General features: G+C 72.6%; 16 protein-coding genes. 8 read left to right on the top strand and 8 right to left on the bottom strand.

Going from position 1 to position 16,891, the window contains the following annotated elements; genetic code table 11:
* Positions 1–9 precede the first annotated feature (9 nt).
* From ACWEPL_RS00660 to ACWEPL_RS00645, 4 genes are all read left to right on the top strand, one after another.
* On the top strand, positions 10–951 hold the full coding sequence (locus tag ACWEPL_RS00660; RefSeq protein ID WP_350722324.1) for a winged helix DNA-binding domain-containing protein: 942 nt from the start codon (positions 10–12) through the stop codon (positions 949–951).
* Positions 952–1,017: 66 nt separating this feature from the next.
* Positions 1,018–1,629, top strand: coding sequence for an RNA polymerase sigma factor (locus ACWEPL_RS00655; protein ID WP_363965482.1), 612 nt, complete (start codon positions 1,018–1,020; stop codon positions 1,627–1,629).
* Positions 1,622–2,371: a hypothetical protein gene (locus ACWEPL_RS00650; protein WP_363965480.1), complete on the top strand. Its 750-nt coding sequence runs from the start codon at positions 1,622–1,624 to the stop codon at positions 2,369–2,371. Before ACWEPL_RS00655 ends, ACWEPL_RS00650 begins: the two co-directional genes overlap by 8 nt.
* Before the next feature lie 54 nt (positions 2,372–2,425).
* The gene (locus ACWEPL_RS00645) at positions 2,426–3,964 is read left to right on the top strand and encodes a heparinase II/III domain-containing protein (protein WP_452434498.1); all 1,539 of its coding nucleotides are present in this window, start codon (positions 2,426–2,428) and stop codon (positions 3,962–3,964) included.
* 12 nt (positions 3,965–3,976) lie between these two features.
* On the opposite strand, the gene ACWEPL_RS00640 is transcribed toward ACWEPL_RS00645, so the two are convergent.
* The 4 genes from ACWEPL_RS00640 to ACWEPL_RS00625 all read right to left on the bottom strand — a co-directional run bounded on the left by ACWEPL_RS00640 (position 3,977) and on the right by ACWEPL_RS00625 (position 7,739).
* The gene (locus ACWEPL_RS00640; RefSeq protein ID WP_452434497.1) at positions 3,977–5,095 is read right to left on the bottom strand and encodes an FAD-dependent monooxygenase; all 1,119 of its coding nucleotides are present in this window, start codon (positions 5,093–5,095) and stop codon (positions 3,977–3,979) included.
* Between the two features lie 118 nt (positions 5,096–5,213).
* Positions 5,214–5,885, bottom strand: coding sequence for a maleylpyruvate isomerase family mycothiol-dependent enzyme (locus ACWEPL_RS00635; protein WP_452434496.1), 672 nt, complete (start codon positions 5,883–5,885; stop codon positions 5,214–5,216).
* On the bottom strand, positions 5,878–6,702 hold the full coding sequence (locus ACWEPL_RS00630; protein WP_452434494.1) for a fumarylacetoacetate hydrolase family protein: 825 nt from the start codon (positions 6,700–6,702) through the stop codon (positions 5,878–5,880). The genes ACWEPL_RS00635 and ACWEPL_RS00630 overlap by 8 nt, the downstream gene beginning before the upstream one ends.
* A complete protein-coding gene (locus ACWEPL_RS00625; protein WP_452434493.1) occupies positions 6,699–7,739 on the bottom strand; it encodes a cupin domain-containing protein in 1,041 nt (346 codons plus the stop codon). Before ACWEPL_RS00625 ends, ACWEPL_RS00630 begins: the two co-directional genes overlap by 4 nt.
* Before the next feature lie 48 nt (positions 7,740–7,787).
* Here ACWEPL_RS00625 and ACWEPL_RS00620 point away from each other — a divergent pair, with 48 nt between their 5' ends.
* Together ACWEPL_RS00620 and ACWEPL_RS00615 are read left to right on the top strand one after the other, a co-directional pair.
* Positions 7,788–8,543 (top strand): IclR family transcriptional regulator, encoded by a 756-nt coding sequence (locus ACWEPL_RS00620; RefSeq protein WP_452434492.1) that lies wholly within the window; start codon positions 7,788–7,790, stop codon positions 8,541–8,543.
* A 33-nt stretch (positions 8,544–8,576) separates the two neighbouring features.
* Positions 8,577–9,344, top strand: a complete 768-nt coding sequence (locus tag ACWEPL_RS00615; protein ID WP_449959355.1) for a Clp protease N-terminal domain-containing protein — start codon at positions 8,577–8,579, stop codon at positions 9,342–9,344.
* A gap of 85 nt (positions 9,345–9,429) precedes the next feature.
* Here ACWEPL_RS00615 and corA read toward each other — a convergent pair whose 3' ends face one another.
* Genes corA through ACWEPL_RS00600 form a run of 3 tightly spaced genes read right to left on the bottom strand, consistent with a single transcriptional unit; the run spans position 9,430 to position 11,922 of the window.
* The gene (corA, locus tag ACWEPL_RS00610) at positions 9,430–10,548 is read right to left on the bottom strand and encodes a magnesium/cobalt transporter CorA (protein ID WP_363965466.1); all 1,119 of its coding nucleotides are present in this window, start codon (positions 10,546–10,548) and stop codon (positions 9,430–9,432) included.
* Between the two features lie 14 nt (positions 10,549–10,562).
* Positions 10,563–11,030 (bottom strand): nuclear transport factor 2 family protein, encoded by a 468-nt coding sequence (locus tag ACWEPL_RS00605; protein WP_350722306.1) that lies wholly within the window; start codon positions 11,028–11,030, stop codon positions 10,563–10,565.
* A gap of 7 nt (positions 11,031–11,037) precedes the next feature.
* Positions 11,038–11,922 carry an amidohydrolase family protein gene (locus ACWEPL_RS00600; RefSeq protein ID WP_363965464.1) on the bottom strand — a complete coding sequence of 295 codons (885 nt, stop codon included), beginning with the start codon at positions 11,920–11,922 and terminating at the stop codon, positions 11,038–11,040.
* 34 nt (positions 11,923–11,956) lie between these two features.
* Here ACWEPL_RS00600 and ACWEPL_RS00595 point away from each other — a divergent pair, with 34 nt between their 5' ends.
* Both ACWEPL_RS00595 and ACWEPL_RS00590 read left to right on the top strand, forming a co-directional pair.
* Positions 11,957–12,655, top strand: coding sequence for a M50 family metallopeptidase (locus tag ACWEPL_RS00595; protein ID WP_452434490.1), 699 nt, complete (start codon positions 11,957–11,959; stop codon positions 12,653–12,655).
* A gap of 45 nt (positions 12,656–12,700) precedes the next feature.
* Complete coding sequence (locus ACWEPL_RS00590; protein WP_452434488.1) at positions 12,701–14,482, top strand: protein kinase domain-containing protein; 1,782 nt, start codon at positions 12,701–12,703, stop codon at positions 14,480–14,482.
* A gap of 10 nt (positions 14,483–14,492) precedes the next feature.
* Here the strand turns inward: ACWEPL_RS00590 and ACWEPL_RS00585 are convergent, their stop codons facing one another.
* Positions 14,493–16,715: a thiamine pyrophosphate-dependent enzyme gene (locus tag ACWEPL_RS00585; RefSeq protein WP_452434486.1), complete on the bottom strand. Its 2,223-nt coding sequence runs from the start codon at positions 16,713–16,715 to the stop codon at positions 14,493–14,495.
* Positions 16,716–16,891: the final 176 nt, after the last annotated feature.

Here is a 16,891-nt window from a genome sequence, read left to right as displayed (position 1 = left end):
ATGAGAAGCGTGGAGTCCCAGCTCCTGCACCGCCCCCCGGGCCTGGCGGCCGGTGAGATCGTCAGACATCTGGCGGCGATGCAGGCCCAGGACGTCCCCTCCGCCCTGCTCGCCTTCCGCGCCCGCTCCGCCACCCTCACCAGGCAGGACGTCGAGGCCGCGGTGACCTCCCGCGAGATCGTCAGAACCTGGGGCCCGCGCGGCACCCTCCACTTCGCGCACGCCGACGACCTGCCCTGGCTGCACGCCCTCACCGCCCGCGCCACCAACACCCTGCGCCGCCTCCACGAGGAAGGCGTCACCGGCGACGACCTGCTCGGGCTCATCGCCGGCGCCCTCGAAGGCCAGGGCCCGCTCACCAAGGCCGACCTGGAGGAGCGCCTGGCGGGCCGGGCCACCGGCCAGGGGGTCGTGCACCTGGTGGGGCTGGCCGCGCACCACGGCCTGGCCGTGCTGGGCCCGCTCCGCGCGGGCAAGCCCACGTACGTGCACGCGGCCGACTGGCTGGGCGCCCCCATCACCCCCGAACCCGACCGGGACCGCGCGCTCAAGGAGCTGGGCACCCGCTACCGCCGAGCTCACCGGCCCGCCGAGCCCGAGGACCTGGCCGCCTGGTCGGGCCTGCCGCTCGGCGAGGCCCGCACGGCCTGGCGCCTGAGCGCCGCCCCTCCGCCGCCCGCCCGCACAGAGGAGGAGCCGGTGGCCCGCCTCGCGCCCGCCTTCGACGAGTACCTGATGGGCTGGCGCAGCCGCGACCCGATCCTGGCCGCCGAGCACGCCAGGAAGGTGTTCCCGGGGGGAGGCATCCTGCGGCCGGTCGTGCTGGTGGGCGGGGTGATCAGGGGCGTGTGGGGGCGCAAGGGCGCGCGGGCGAGCGTCGAGCCGTTCGACGAGCTGCCGGACGGCCTGCTCGACGCCGAGATCGCGGACGTCCGCCGTTTTCTGGAATGAGAGCGTGAAAGCAAACCGGTGCATCGGGTGATAAGAGATGACCACTGATTCACCGGAAGGCAGCGCATGACGGGGGAGACCATCGCGACGCCGGCGGCATGGGCGGCTCGCGCGCACGTCCACGGGGGGACGCGCAGCTCGCCGCCGAACGTTCTCGACGACGCCGACGGTTTCGCCGCGGTGTTCGGCGCCCACTTCGGCGAGATCCACACCTACGTCGCCCAGCGGCTCGGCCCCGACCACGCCGAGGACGTCGTGGCCGAGACGTTCCTCACCGCGTTCCGCAAGCGGGCGCAGTACGACCCGGCCCGCGCGAACGTGCGCGCCTGGCTGTACGGCATCGCCACGAACCTCATCGGCAAGCACCGCCGCCTGGAGGCCCGCACCCTGCGCGCGCTCGGCCGCTGCGCCCCCGACCCCGAGTCCCCCGGGCACGAGGACTCGGTCGCCCGCCGCGTCAGCGCCCAGAGCCTGCGGCCCGAGCTGGCCGCCGCCCTGGCCGAGCTCGACCGCCGCGACCGCGACGTCCTGCTGCTCGTCGCGCTCGCCGGGCTGAGCCACGACGAGATCGCCACCGCGCTCGGCATCCCGTACGGCACCGTCGGGTCCCGCCTGAATCGGGCCAGGAAGAAGCTGCGCGCCCTGCTCGGCGAGATCGAGGTGTTCGTCCGTGGATGAGATGGAGCACATCAAGGACCTGTACGGCCGGCCGCGGTCCGATCCGGACGCCCAGGCCAGGGTGTGGCGGCGGGTGGCGGCGGCACGCAGGCGCAGGCGGCTGTCGTGGCTGGTGCTCCCCGCCGTGGCGATGGCCCTGGCGGCGGCGTTCGTGATCCATCAACCGGCACCCTCCGGACGATCCGTGCTGCTGGCGGCGGCCGGCACCGCCGCCTCGGGCCACGTTCCGGACGGGACGTACTGGCACATCAAGAAGGTCCGGGACGGGTCCCAGGTGGTCGGGCTCTGGGCGGCCAGGGACGGCCGGGCGTGGACCCTGGAACAGGGCCGGATCACGCAGGTCAAGGGACGGTCGGCGTTCAGCATGGCGGGGCGTGACCTGACGTTCCAGCAGATCGAGAGCCTTCCCACGGACCCGGACGCGCTCCGGGAGCGGGTGGCGGGCATGCTGCCGTCCAAGGGCCTGCTCGCCGACGCGCTCAGCGGCCTGCTGTGGACCAAGCCGTCCCCGCCCGCCGTGCGCGCCGCCGCCTACCGCGCGCTCGCCGACCTGCCCGAGGTCCGTTACCTGGGCGAGCGCGACCGCGGTGAGGCGTTCTCGTACACGCTGCCCGACGGCACCCAGCGGACGCTCGTCATCGACCCGGCGACCTCGCAGGTGCTCTCCCGCACCGACAACGGGCCGTCCCCGGGCACAGAGCGCGTGATCGAGGCGGGCTGGACCGACCGGGGTCCCCGCTAGAGCATTCCGACGCCGGCGCGTGGGTTTCGCGCGCCCTGAAACAGGAGTCCCGACGTGTTCTGGCGTGCGATCTCGGGCAAAGCCATCTGCCTGAGCGACCAGTTTCCCTTGATCAAGGTGGAGGAGGTGATGCGCGGGCAGGTCACGTTCGTCGGCCTGCCGCCGGTCGAGCTGGGCACGGAGGTCGACTGGACCGCGAACCCGCACGGCAACCGCTCCTGGGCGCTCAACCTGCACACGCTGCGCTGGATGGGCCGGCTGGTCGCCGAGTACGAGCGCACGGGCGAGCCCGCGTACCTCGACCGCGCGAGCAGCCTGGCCGAGCACTGGATCCGCGAGAACCCGCACGGCGGCCGCGGGGTCAGCCCGTGGGCGTGGGCCGAGCACGCGGTCGCGTTACGCGCCCCCGCGCTCGTGTGCCTCAGCGAGCACGTGCGGAGCCGGGCACTGTGGAACAGCCTCGCCGAGCACGGGGAGGTCCTGGCCGACTCGTCGCTCTACCGCGCGGGCCACAACCACGGCCTGGACCAGGACATCGGGCTGCTCGTCGTCGGCTGCCGGCTCGGCCGGGCGCGCTGGCGCGATCTGGCCATCCGTAGGATGACCGCCTCCGCCGAGCTGGCCATCGACGCTCAGGGGGTGCTCCAGGAGCAGGCCCCCCGCTACGGCCTGTACGTGCACCGGCGGCTCGGCACGGCGCTGCGGGCGATCGGGGAGAGCGGCGCCGCACCGCCCCAGCGGCTCATCGCCCGGCGGGCCGCGCTGGAGGCGTACGTCGCGCACGCCACCCAGCCCGACGGCCGCCTCGCCCCGATCGGCGACAGCCCGGCCGACACCCGCGCCGACGGCTTCCCGCACGAGGGGCCGGTGGTGCGGGTGTTCGACGGCGGGTACGTCTTCGGCAGGACCGCCTGGGACGACCCGCGATCCGCCTTCTACTCGATCAGGTTCGGGCCCGGGCGGCGGCTGCACGGGCACGAGGACCACCTCGGCGTCACCTACAGCGCCCAGGGCCGCCGGATCCTCGTCGAGGCCGGGTTCCACTCCTACGAGCGCACCGGGTACGTGGAGTGGACGCGCTCGCCCGAGGCGCACAACGTGCCCGTCGTGGCCGGGACCTTCCGTCCGGGGACGGCCACGCGGCTCGCCGGATCGTCCGTCGAGCCGTCGCGCCAGTCCTTCGAGCTGGCCGACGACGCCTACGGGGTGACCAGGACCCGGCGCGTCCTCGTCAACCACGGGCCCGACCTGATGGCCGTGCACGACTCCGTCGAGGGCGGGACCCTGCGCAGCCTGTGGCACTTCGACCCGTCGCTGCAGGTGGTCTCCCGGGGCGACGGCCGGGTGGTGCTCGGGGACGGGGACTGGCGGGTGACGCTGCTGCAGTTCCCGGGGGAGGAGCAGGGGGTGCGGCCCGGGCTGGTCTCGACCGGTTACCTGCGGACCGCCGAGGTGGCGACCGTGGTGTCCCCCGCCGCCCCGAGTGTGCTGACCGTGATCGTGCCGGGCGCGGCCGATCCGCGCGTGTCGGTCTCCGGCGACGCGCTGACCGTCCACACCCCGGACGGCCCCGTCACGCTTCACCTGCCGTAGACGCAGACCCCGCTATCTGTGGCGGACCGCTGGACGCGGCCCACCGTACAGCCAGTCGACGTAGTCGTGGCCGGCCGGGTCCCTGGTCCGGAACAGCTCGTTGCGCAGCACCCGGGCCACGCCGTCCACGTGCCAGATGTCGCCCCACAGCCGCGCCGTCGTCTGCACGCGCGCCGTCCTCGGCACGCGGATCTCCTGGTACGCGGCCAGCGCCCGGTCCCAGTCGCCGGCCGCCGACTGCTCGGCCAGTTCGTGGGCGTCCTCGATGGCCTGGCAGGCGCCCTGGGCCAGGTACTGGAGCATGGGGTGGGCGGCGTCCCCCAGGAGGGCGAGCCTGCCCCGCACCCAGGTGCCGGTGGGCGGGCGGTCGAGCATGGGCCAGTGGCGCTCTCGCCACAGGTACGGCAGGCCCTTGCCGATCGCGTCGCAGCAGCCGTCGAAGGCCGCCTCCAGGTCGCCGGGGCCGCGGAAGACGGCCACCTGGTTGAGCAGCTCGCCGCCGCGCAGGGCGTACTGGACGAAGTGGCAGCCGGGGCCCAGGTACGCGACCACGTCGGAGACGTCGAAGTCCTCCGGGAGCGGACGGGTGCCCCTATAAGCGACAAATCCGGAATCGTGGGGTTGGTCGGCGACGAGCTGCGCCCGCAGGACCGACTGCAGGCCGTCCGCCGCGACCACCACGTCACCCTCGTGCACCTCGCCGTCCGCGCAGTGGGCCCTGGCGCGTCCGGCGTCCACCCGCTCGACGTGCCGGCCGTTCAGCAGCTCCACGCCCGCGGCCGCGCAGGCCCGCAGGAGGACGGCGTGCAGGTCACCGCGGTGCGCCACCACGTAGGGGCCGCCGTAGCGGTGCCGGAACCCCTCGCCCAGGTCGAGGTGGGTGAGCTCCTCGCCGGTCAGGGCGTCCCTGAAGACCAGCCGCCGGGGGAGCACGCCCCTCTCGATCACCTGGTCCAGCAGGCCCCAGCGGTGGAGCACGCGGGTGGCGTTGGGGCCGAGCTGCAACCCGGCGCCCACCTCGCCGAACTCGGCCGACCGCTCCAGCACCCGGACCGTGCGCCCGGCCCTCGCCTGCGCGAAGGCGGCCGCCAGCCCGCCGATGCCGCCTCCGACGACGACCACCTCGACCACGAGCACTCCTCTCCACCGACGACGCCCGCGCCCGGCCCGAGCCTTCAGAGCCCGAGCCTTCAGAGCCCGAGCCTTCAGAGCCCGAGCCTTCAGAGCCCGAGCCTTAGAGCCCGCGCCTTCAGAGCCAGCGGCCGATGGCGGGGGCGCCGGGGCCGGGGGCGGGGCCGCGCCCGGTGACCCAGGCGGCCAGCTCGGCGGCCGTCCCCCGCACCTCCGGCAGGCCCTCCCCATCGGACGGCCAGGTGGTGAGGCGGTCGGTGGGGCGCAGGACCATCGCGGGTTCCTCGCCGCGCCGCGCCCACAGCCCCGTCACATCCGTGAGCAGCGCGTCCACCAGCTCGCCCGGCAGATCCTCGAACCGCCCGCCCAGGTCCACGCCGTGCACCCACACCTCGCGGGTCCGCAGCCACACCACCTCGGACGCGGGCACGAGCCGCCCCTGAGCGGTCCGCACCCGGGCCTCCCACTGGGCCCCGGACAACTCGCCCAGGGCGTCGCGCAGCTCCTCGGACGTCTCCCTGGCCAGGCTCTCCAGCGCGGCGGCGTCCAGCCGGGCGGCCAGGTCCTCGATCTCGGCGTCACGGGCCTCGGCCGAGGCGTACATCGGGCGTTCCTCGCCCGTACGCGCCCAGTGCACCAGCCTGCCGAGAGCGCGGGCGTTCGCGGCGACGTGCGCCACCACGTGCCGTCCCGACCACCCGGGCAGCCGGCTCGGCCGTCCGAGGTCGGCACCGCGTACCTGTGCCTCGAAGTACGCGGTGCCGGCGTCCGTCCAGCCCAGGTCAGGCATCTCGGCGTGCCACGTTGACCAGCTCGCCGAGGCCCGCGATCCGGGTCACGACCTTGTTCCCGTCTGCGAGGTAGCGCGGAGGCTTGCGGGCGTGGCCGACGCCTCCGGGCGTGCCGGTGGCGATGACGTCCCCGGGCTGGAGCGTGATGATCCGCGACACGTACGAGATCAGCTCGGCCGGGCCGAACACCAGGTCGGACGTGTCCGTCTCCTGCACCACCTCGCCGTCCACCTCGCACTGCATGGTCATCGTCACGCCCTCCAGCTCGTCCGGGGTGACGAGGTACGGGCCGAACGGAGTGCTCGACTCGAAGGTCTTGCCCTGGAGCCACTGCAGCGTGCGGTACTGGTAGTCGCGGGCGGTCACGTCGTTGATCACGGAGTAGCCGGCGATGGAGGCCGCCGCCTGCTCGGGCGACACGTTCCGGGCCGCCGTGCCGATGATCACCGCCAGCTCGGCCTCCCAGTCGACGGCGTCGGAGACGGCGGGCAGCGCGATGTCGTCGTACGGCCCGACCAGCGCCTCGGCGAACTTGGCGAACAGCGTCGGATGCTCCGGCAGCTCCCGCCCCATCTCCAGGATGTGGTTGCGGTAGTTGAGCCCCACGCAGACGATCTTCCCCGGCCTCGGCACGACGGGGGCGAGGTCGGCCGTGGACAGGGGATGCCGGGGCCCGTCGGCGGCGGCCGCCACCTCCCGCCAGCGCGGATCGGTCAGCAGCGCCCCGATGTCGGGCGCGCCGACCTCCACGGCAAGGTCGCCGTCGATCCTGGCGGCGGTCGTACGGTGCGGCAGCCGCAGCGTCGCGAGCCTCACACGAACTCCTCTCGATATTGACGCAGGCCCTCGAAAACGGGCGTGTCAGCGAAACGGAACAGGTCGAAACGGGTCTCGGCGCGGAACGACCACGCGCACCACGACGGCACCACGACGAGGTCGCCGCGCGACAGCCGCCGCTCCGCGCCGTCGAGGGTCACGAACCCCTCGCCGTCGAACACCTGGTACACCGACGACCCCACTTCTCTCCGCGCGGCCGTCGCGGTCCCCGCCCGCAGCCGGTGGAACTCGGCCCTGATCGTCGGCATGACGTCGCCGCCGGTGGTGGGGTTGGTGTAGCGGACGGCGGCGTGGCCGGGCTCGACGGTCCCGGGGTGGCCCTCGTCCTCCAGCGCCAGCTGCTCGTCCAGCGCCCGGTCGGTGTGCTCCCAGCGGTACGCGGCGATCGGCGAGCTGGGTGTGGCCTGGAGCGCCGAGACGGGACGCAGCCCCGGGTGCGCCCACAGCCGTTCCGAACGCGACACGCTCGGCGTCGTCACGTCGGTGACCTGGTCGGGGCCGAACTCGAAGAACGAGGTGTCGGTGTAGTGCACGAGCGGGATGTCCAGCCCGTCGATCCAGGCCATGGGCGCGTCGGTGGTGTTGTGGTGCCCGTGGAAGTGCCAGCCGGGAGTCAGCAGGAAGTCGCCGCGCCGCATGGCGACCGGGTCGCCGTTCACGACGGTCCAGACGCCCTCGCCCTCGACGACGAAGCGGAAGGCGTTCTGGGTGTGGCGGTGCTCGGGGGCGACCTCGCGCGGCCCCAGGTACTGGATGGCCGCCCAGAGGGTCGGCGTCGCGTACGGCATCCCGCCCAGGCCGGGGTTGGCCAGCGCGATGGCCCGCCGCTCCCCGCCGCGCCCGACGGGCACCAGCTCGCCGGCCCGCTCGGCCAGCGGGTAGAGCGTCTTCCACTCCCACACGTGCGGGCGCGCCTTCGGCTTCGGGTGCTCCGGCATCAGGTCGCCGACCTGCGTCCACAACGGAATCAGGTCCTCCGCCGCGAAGTCGGCGTAGAGCCTCTCCTCTGGGTTCATGGAGCCCACGCTAGGAGGTGATTCTGCATACGGCACTAGCATTCTGCTATGAAGAACAGGCCCGCCTACGCCCTGGGCTCCGTCGACAACGTGCTGCTGCTCCTGCACATGCTGCGCGACCAGGGCCACCTCAAGGTCGCCGACGTCGCCAGGGAGCTGGGCATCGCCCGCTCGACCGCCCACCGCCTGCTGGCCATGCTCGTCTACCGCGACTTCGCCGTGCAGGACGAGCGGCACACGTACCTGCCGGGGCCGTTCCTCACCTCGACGCAGGCCGGCGCGGGCGGGGCGGTCCTGCGCGAGCTGCGCGCCCGGGTCAGGCCGGCGATGGAGGCGCTGTGCGCGCGGGCCGCGGAGACCGTGAACCTCATGCTCCGGGTCGGTACGGAGGTGCGCTTCCTGGACAGCGTGGAGTCGTCGCAGATCCTGCACGTCGGCGACCGCCGCGGCACGATCCTGCCCGCCCGCCGGGCCTCCGGCGGCAAGGTCCTGCTCGCCACCCTGCCCCCCGACCAGCTCCGCGACCTCTATCCCGACCTTTCCGACCACGAGCGCGCGACCCTGACCCGCGAGCTCGACGACGTCAGGGCCCGCGGCTACGCGCTCAACATCGACGGCACGGAACGCGGCGTCTCCGCCATCGGCGCGACCCTCCGCAACGGGAACGGCGTCGCCCTGGCCGCCCTGTCGATCTCGGCCCCCTCGGCCCGCTTCGGCCCGGACCGGGTGGGGTTCTTCGCGGCTCAGCTGAAGGCCGCGGTGGGGGAGGCCGAACAGGCGCTGACCGATTTCCCCGACGCTTGACGTGTGTAACCCCATAGGGGTTATCGTAGGGGTATGCCAAAGATTAACGTCTACCTGCCGGACGAACTCGCGGAAGCGGTCAAGCAGGCCGGGGTGCCGGTGTCGGCGGTGTGCCAGCGCGCGCTGGAGCAGGCGGTCCGCCGGGTGACCGCCATCAGGGAGACCGTCCTGAGCGACCTCGACCTCGAAGAGCCGACCGGGGCGCTGAGGCACCTGACGCCCAGGACGCGCACCGTCCTCAAACTGGCCGCCGACCAGGCCAGGGCGGAAGGAGCCGCAGCCGTCGGCACCGAGCACCTGCTGGGCGCCATGCTGAGCGAGGGGACCAACCTGGCGCTGCACGTCCTGCGGGCCGTGGAGATCGACCCGGAGCAGGTCGGACGCGACCTCGCCCGCCACCAGCCCGCCCCCGGCGCGGCCGGCGGCTCGGAGCCGCGCAACTTCAGCGGGGCGGCGGCCAACGCGCTGGAGTTCGCCGTCACGGAGGCGACCTCACTCGGCCACAACTACGTGGGCTGCGAGCACCTCCTGCTCGGCCTCGTCGCCGAGCCCGACGGGACCGCCGGCCAGGTCCTGCGCGGGCTGGGCGCCGAGCCCAGGCTCACCAGGCGCGCCGTGGTGGCGGCCCTGGCCGGGTACGTCCACCTGCGGGCGCAGACGCAGCAGGACGCCGAGGCCCAGGGCGACCAGGGCCGGCCCGCCGCCGTCCAGGCGATGCTGTCCGCCGCCGTCCGCCAGGAGCTGCAGCCCCTCGTCCAGCGGCTCGAGCGGCTGGAAGCGCACGTGGGACTGGACACCTGAGGATCGCGAGGTGTCCGCCGCCATCCGCGTCACCCTGGTGGCCCTGATCGTGGTCGGGATCGTGATCGGGGCCACGTGGTGACGCTCAGAGCCAGTCGCGGCGTTTGAAGACGAGATAGAGGGTCAGACAGACGGCCGCCATCAGCACGATCGCGAATGGGTACCCGAATGCCCAGTGCGTTTCGGGCATGAAATCGAAATTCATCCCGTAAATGGTTCCGACCAGCGTCGGAGCGAACAGGATGGCGGCCCAGGCGGAGATCTTCTTGACCTCCTCGCCCTGCTGGATGCTCGCCTCCGTCATCCGGGCCATCTCCGCGTTCTGCGCCTGCGTCACCAGCGTCGAGTTGACGACCAGGATGTCCTGCAGCATCTGCCGGAACGCGGAGATCCGCTCCGACACCGTGATCGCGTGGTCGGCCACGTCGCGCAGGTAGCTCTGCAGCTCGTCGTTCATCCCGTGCTTGGAGGCCCCCGCGATGAACGCGTGGAGCATGCCCACCAGCGGCGCCGTCGCCCGCTGGAACTCGATCACCTCGCCGGACAGCTCGTAGACCCGCCGCGACACCGACGGGTCGCCGCCGAAGACCTGGACCTCGATCTCCTCGATGTCCTTCTGCAGCCCGGCCACCACCGGGGCATAGCCGTCGACCACGGCGTCGAGGATGGCGTACAGGACGGCCTGCGGGCCCTGCCGCAGCAGCTCGGGCTCGGACTCCATGCGCTTGCGGACGGCCTGGAGGTCGGGGGCCTCGGCATGGCGTACGGTGATCACGAAGTTGGGGCCGACGAAGACGTGCACCTCGCCGAACGCGACCTCCTCCACGTCGTCCAGGTAGCGCGCGGCCCGCAGCACCACGAACAGCGTGTCGCCGTAGCGGTCGGCCTTGGGCCGCTGGGAGCCGACGATCGCGTCCTCCAGCGCCAGCTCGTGCAGCTCGAACTCCTCGCCGAGCTTGACCAGCTCCCACTCCTTCGGCCGGTAGAGGCCGATCCAGGCCATGCTGCCCGGCATCTCCTTGAGCCGCTCGAAGGCGTCGGCCAGAGAGCCGGGGGTGTCGACGCGCCTGCCGTCGCGGTAGATGGCGTTGTCGATGACGGTCGGCCGGTAGGGCCGCTCCTCCGTGGCACGCGGGTCCATCGAGTGCTCGGGCGCTTCCTCGTGGACGTCGCCGCTGCGCCTGAACCCCTTCACCCTGGCCATGGCCCTCCCTGGACCTAAGAGAGCTCGTCGAGCCGTTGCGTGGCGCGGTCTCTGATGGTCTTGCGCCACATCGGCGTCCAGCCGAACAGCAGCCCGTGCGGCCTGCCCAGCGCCATCTTCGACCAGCGCCTGAAGTCGAATTCGTCGTGGTGGCGGACGATCAGGTCGCCCTCGAACCTGAACAGCGCGTCGATCTCGTTGACGACCTGGCGCCCGGTCCTGGAGAAGGTGTAGCGGGACGTCCAGTGCGCGGTGCCGGTGAAGTCGTCGGCCGTCACGTCGCCGTAGGTGGATCTGAGGCCGTCGCGCACGCCGAGCTGCAGCCGCCACATCGTCATCACGCGGTCACGCCCCTCGACCTCCTGGAAGATCGGATCGCCGAAGCTGACCTCGGGGTGGTAGCAGCGCTCCATGGCCGCGAAGTCCGCGCGCCCCAGAGCGTCGTAGAAAGCGCCGATGAGCGCGACGTGCCGATCGTTCACTCCTCTATCAGATCATGGCCGCTGCGTTGCCCCAGCACACCGCCCGCAACCAGGCATCGCCCAGGTCGAGCCGGGCGAGCGCGTCGAGCTGATGGACGTAAGGATATGGAATCGTCGGGAAGTCACTACCGAGCACCACCTTGCCTGAAATGCCCAGATCAAGCAATGCCGGCCGCAGCCGCGCGGGGAACGGCATGCCCAGCTCGGCGAAGTCGGTGAACGCCATCGTGGTGTCCAGCGCGACCCGCTCGTAGCGGGCGGCCAGCTCGAAGAACGGGTCGTACTCCGGCATCCCCAGATGCGCGATCACCACCCGCAGCCGCGGATGCCTGCGCAGCACCTCGCCGATCGGCCCGGGGCCGATGTGCCCGCCCGGCACGGGCACCGAACTGGCGTGCGTCACCACCGGCACCCCGGCCTCCGCCAGCAGCCCCCAGACCTCGTCCAGCTCGGCGGCCCGCGGGTCGAACCCGCCGACCTGCAGGTGCACCTTGAAGATCCTGGCCCCGTCCTCCAGTGCCCGGCGCACGTATTCCACGACGCCAGGCTCGGGGTAGAAGGTCGCCGAAGGGAGGCATCCAGGTGTACGGCGGGCGAAATCCAGCGTCCAGGCGTTGAGATCGAGCGCCATGTCCGGCTTGTGCGCGTAGGCGAGGGCGGGGAACGTGCGCACGCCCATGGCCCGCAGCAGCGCGACCCGCTCCTCCGCCGGCCACTCGTACTCGATCTTCCAGCCGTTCCCCATCAGCGGGCCGCCGTGCCTGAAGTGGTGCCACACCCGCCGCTCCATCCGCTCCGGCAGGAAGTGGACGTGCAGGTCGATGAGGCCGGGCAACCCGAGCCCGCGCCACCAGTCCGGAATCCGGGCGTCAGAATCTTGTTCTGTGGCCACGCAGGAGACTCTACCTGGATAGGGTTTCTCCTCGATGGAACAGCTCTGGGCCCACCTGATCAAGGTTCAGCCTGACCCCGACCCCTGGGTCGTGGGGGTCTCGGCTCTCGCCGCGTTCGTGCTCGTCGGCTTCCGCATGCCCTGGCAGGTGACCAGAGGCCTGATCACGATCGCCCATGAGGGCGGCCACGCGCTGATGGCGCTGGTCACCCGGCGCAAACTCGAAGGCATCCGCCTCCACTCCGACACCTCCGGCGTGACGCTGACCAGGGGCAGGCCCACCGGGCCCGGCATGGTGCTGACCGCGCTCGCCGGTTATGTGGCGCCTCCGCTGCTGGGGCTGGGCGCCGCCTGGCTGACCGAGATGGGGCACATCACGCTGCTGATCTGGAGCGTGCTGCTGTTCCTGGTCTGCATGCTGCTGCTGATCCGCAACCTGTACGGCGCGCTGATCCTGCTCGCCACCGGCGGCGCGGTGTTCGCCCTGATCATGTACGCGCCCGCCGAGGTCCAGCAGGTCGTCGCCCTGGTCGCGGTCTGGTTCCTGCTGTTCGGCGGGATCAGGCCGATCATCGAGCTGCAGCGCAAGCGGAGCAGGCGGCAGGCGCGAGACTCCGACGCGGACCAGCTGGCCAGGCTGACGTTCCTGCCCGGTGGGTTCTACGTGCTCCTCTTCCTGCTGGTGTCGGTCGCGTCCGCGGCCTTCGGCGCGTACCTCATGAATCCGCTCTAACCCCCAAAATTCGCACTAAACTCGCCTGCAACAGGGGGGAGTGCCGTGCTGCCAGTCGAGGACGCGCCCGGCTACCGGGTACTCGATCAGGCGGGCCAGGGCGGCTTCGCCGTCGTGTACCGCGCCTACCAGGAGCGCCTCGACCGGGTCGTGGCGCTCAAGGTGCTGTCCGTCGACCGGGTCGACCAGCGCACGATGCGCAGGTTCCAGCGCGAGCTGCAGCTCACCGGCCGCCTGACCGGCCACCCCAACGTCGTCACCGTCTTCGACACCGGCGTCACCCGCTCCGGCAAGCCGTACATCGCGATGGACTACTTCGAGAACGGCTCGCTGCGCGACAGGGTCCGCAAGGAGGGGCCGCTGCCGGTGCCCGACGTGCTGCGGGCCGGGGTGAAGCTGGCCGGGGCGCTGGCCGCCGTACACGAGGCCGGGGTCCTGCACGGCGACATCAAGCCGCAGAACATCCTCATCTCCCGGTACGGCGAGCCCGCCATCGCCGACTTCGGCGTGGCCCGGGTCGTGGACTCCTCGGAGATCTCGGCCACGTCGCAGGCGTTCACCCCGCTGCACGCCGCCCCGGAGGTGCTCACCGGCCAGCCGCACTCGGCCTCGACCGACATCTACTCGCTCGGCTCGACCCTCTACCACCTGCTGGCCGGCCAGCCCGCCTTCCACAACCCGACGGACCCCTCGATCGCGCCCCTGATGTACCGGGTGCTCAGTGTCGAGCCGCCCCCGATCAACCGCTCCGACGTGCCGCCGCCGGTCCTCGAGACGGTCATGCGGGCGATGTCCAAGCAGCCCGAGGTGCGGTACGGGTCGGCGCGGGAGCTCGCCCGGCGGCTGCAGGAGGTGCAGGCCGAGCTGGGCCTGCCGGTGACCGACCTGGTGGGCCAGGACCCCGGCCCGGGACCGGCGATGGCCACGGTGCCCCGCCCCCGCCTCGACGACCCGCCCACCGGCGAACCCCAGCCCCCGGGGAGCCCTCAGCACACGGGGAGCCCCCAGCACACGGGGAGCCCCCAGCTCCCGACCACGGGCAACCACCTGCCATCCACGGGTAACCATCTCCCGACCACCGGCAACCACCTGCCCGGCGGCCCCGGCCGGCCGTCGCCGTTCGCCCCCGAGGCGCGGCCGTCGCTCTTCGCGCCGGAGGCGCAGCCGTCACCGTTCGCGCCGGAAGCGCGGGCGGCGGGCACCGGCGGCATGCACGCCACCGGCCGGCACGGGCCGGGAATCGCCGGCATCCCCGGGGGCGGGCATCCGGGCGCGCCCACACCGCCCGCGATCGCCTCGGCCACCACTCCGCCGGGGCAGGACGGGACGACCGCGCCGGGCGGAGGAGGGCGCCTGCCACGGGGCCTCGTGATCGGCGCCGCCGTGGCGGCCGTCGTCGTGGGCGGCACGAGCGCGGCCGTCTACCTGTCGCTCCAGCAGAACGAGCCATCACAGACCACCCAGCCCTCGGCGTCCGAGCCGGGCACCCGGGACACCGAGGCCATCGACAAGCAGTCCGTCGCCGCGCTGACCCCGCGCGGCCTGAAGGTGACCGCCGACCAGGGCGCCCTCGTCGAGCTGAAGTGGACGCTCCCCGCGGCCGCCCGCCGCTACCCGGTGGTCCTCCAGCGCTCCCCGCTCAAGAGGGGCGAGCAGGCCGTCACCGCCCTGGGCCAGGGCGCCACCACGACCCGCGTCGCGGGACTGGACCCGGGCACCGGCTACTGCTTCCTGGTGGGCGTCCTGCTGCGCGTCTCGGAGAGCTCGACGGTCGCCTGGTCGAAGCCCACGTGCATCAGGGGCGCCGTCGCCCGCTCGAACCCGTAGCCCGCGGCGGTCACCCCAGGAGCTTGCGCGCCGCCTGCTCGATCTCCGCCTCCGACAGCAGCACGTGCTCGGCCGCCCCGCCCAGGGGGATGAAGCTGTCGGACGAGGTCACCCGCGCGAGCTTCCCGGTGAACCCGGCGTCGGCCAGCTCCGCCATGATCCCCTCCGACACGCCGCCGGTGTGCCGGGTCTCGTCGGCGATCAGCACGTTGCCGGTCAGCTCGGCCGCCCGCAGCAGGTCGTCCATCGGGAGCGGCGCCAGCCAGCGCAGGTCGAGCACGCGGCAGCCGTACCCCTCCTGGGTCAGCCGCACCGCGGCCCGCAGGCTCATCCGCACGCCGTTGCCGAACGTCACGATCGTCAGGTCGCGCCCGTCGCCGTAGGAGCGCGCCTGCCCGATCGGCACGTGCGTCTCCGGCCAGCGCCCGGGCGCCGCGTACGGCGCCAGCCAGCCCCCGTCGCCCTCCTCGAACAGGTCGCGCGTGTGGTAGAGCGCGATCGGCTCCAGGAACACGCACACCGACCCGGACGTGCGGGCCGCCGCCAGGCACGTGCGCAGCATGGCGGCCGCGTCGTCGGGGCGCGCGGGCGAGGCGATGACCAGGCCGGGGATGTCGCGCAGCGCGCCCACCGCGTTGTCGTTGTGGAAGTGGCCCCCGAACCCCTTCTGGTAGGCGTACCCGGCCACCCGGACCACCATCGGGTTGGTGTAGGAGCCGCGCGAGAAGAACGACAGCGTGGCCGCCTCCCCCCGGATCTGGTCGAGCGCGTTGTGCAGGTAGGCGAGGTACTGGATCTCGGGCACGGGCAGCAGCCCCGACACGCCGGCGCCTAGCGCCAGCCCCAGGATGGCCTGCTCGTCCAGCAACGTGTCGAACACCCGGGCGGCGCCGAACCGCTTCTGCAGCCCCCTGGTCACGCCGTAGACGCCGCCCTTCTTGGCGACGTCCTCGCCGAACACGGTCATCTCGGGGTAGACGGCCAGCGTGTCGGCGAGCGTGCGGTTGATGGCCTGCGAGAGCGTCATCGGCTTGTCGTGCTCGGGCAGCGCTCCGGCGAACGCCTTCTCCCGGTCCGGGGCCGGGGCCGCCATCGGGCTGATCTTGGCGATCAGCTCCGGCTTGCGCGGCGCGATCGGCTCCATGACCTCCTTGGCGGAGCCGAGCCGCGGGCTGCGCGTCGTCTCCAGCGCGATCCGCAGCACGTGCTCGCGCTGGGACTCGTACGTCCTGAGCAGCTCTTCCGGCGTGCTCTGCCCGGCCTCCACGAGCAGCTGCGCCGTGCGCACCAGCGGGTCGCGCTCCAGGTCGGCCCTGATCTCGCGCTGCGTGCGGTACGCCTGCTCGACGTCGGAGCCGGCGTGCCCCATGAGCCGCACGGTGGTCAGGTGGAGGAAGGCGGGGGAGCGGCGCTCGCGGACGTGCCGGGCCGCGCGGACGGCGGCGTCGTACGCCGCGGCGAGGTCGCAGCCGTCGGCGGCGAAGTATTCGATCCCGGGCCGGCGCAGGGCCGACTCCACCCAGCCCTTGGGCGTGCGGACGCTGATGCCGATGCCGTTGTCCTCGCACACGAGCAGCAGCGGCATCGCCTGGCCCTGGTAGGTGGCGTAGGAGGCGGTGTTGAAGCCGCTCAGGGCACTCGCGTGGTTGATCGAGGCGTCGCCGAAGCTGCACACCGCGACCGCGTCGGCGGGCCAGCGGGCCTGCTCGCCGATCGCCGCCGCGGCCCGCTCGATGGCGAACGCCACGCCGACGGACCTGGGCAGGTGGCTGGCGATCGTGGAGGTCTGGGGGATGACGGCCAGGTCGGGATGGCCGAACACCTTGTGCCGGCCGCCCGCGATCGGCTCGTCGGCCGCCGCGGCCAGGCCCATCAGCACGTCGCGGATGCCCTGCTCGGGCAGCCTGCCCGCCTGCTCGGACCTGGTCAGGTAGAACGCGCCGGAGCGGTAGTGGAGCAGGGCGGGGTCGGTGGGCCGCAGGGCGGCGGCGACGGCCGCGTTGCCCTCGTGGCCGGCGGAGCCGATCGTGTAGTAGCCCTCGTCCCGCTCGCGCAGCCAGCGGGCCGCGATGTCCAGCAGGCGGCTGTCGAGCTGACGCTGGAACAGCTTCATGCACTGCTCGCCGGTCAGCGAGCTGCCCTCGCGGACCGGCAGCCCCGGATCTCGCGCGGGGCCCGCCTTCAGCGTCGCAACCGCCTGGGTGAAATGAGTCTCAACTGTGTCGCGCGCCACACCTCGATTATGTCTTTCATCGGCGCCGACGTCTGCCGGACGTGGCTGACATGTTGTGGACCGGTCCGTTTGACCCCGGCATATAACGGTTTGTCAGATTCCTAAACCTTCCGGTCGGCGCGTACGTCTACTTAATTGACACACGTGGCACCCTCAATGCCGCGTTGAACCGTTGG

It is taken from the genome of Nonomuraea sp. NPDC004186 (assembly GCF_053603495.1).
Note: the sequence above shows the minus strand (reverse complement) of the source record. Positions and strands in the feature narration are given on the sequence as shown.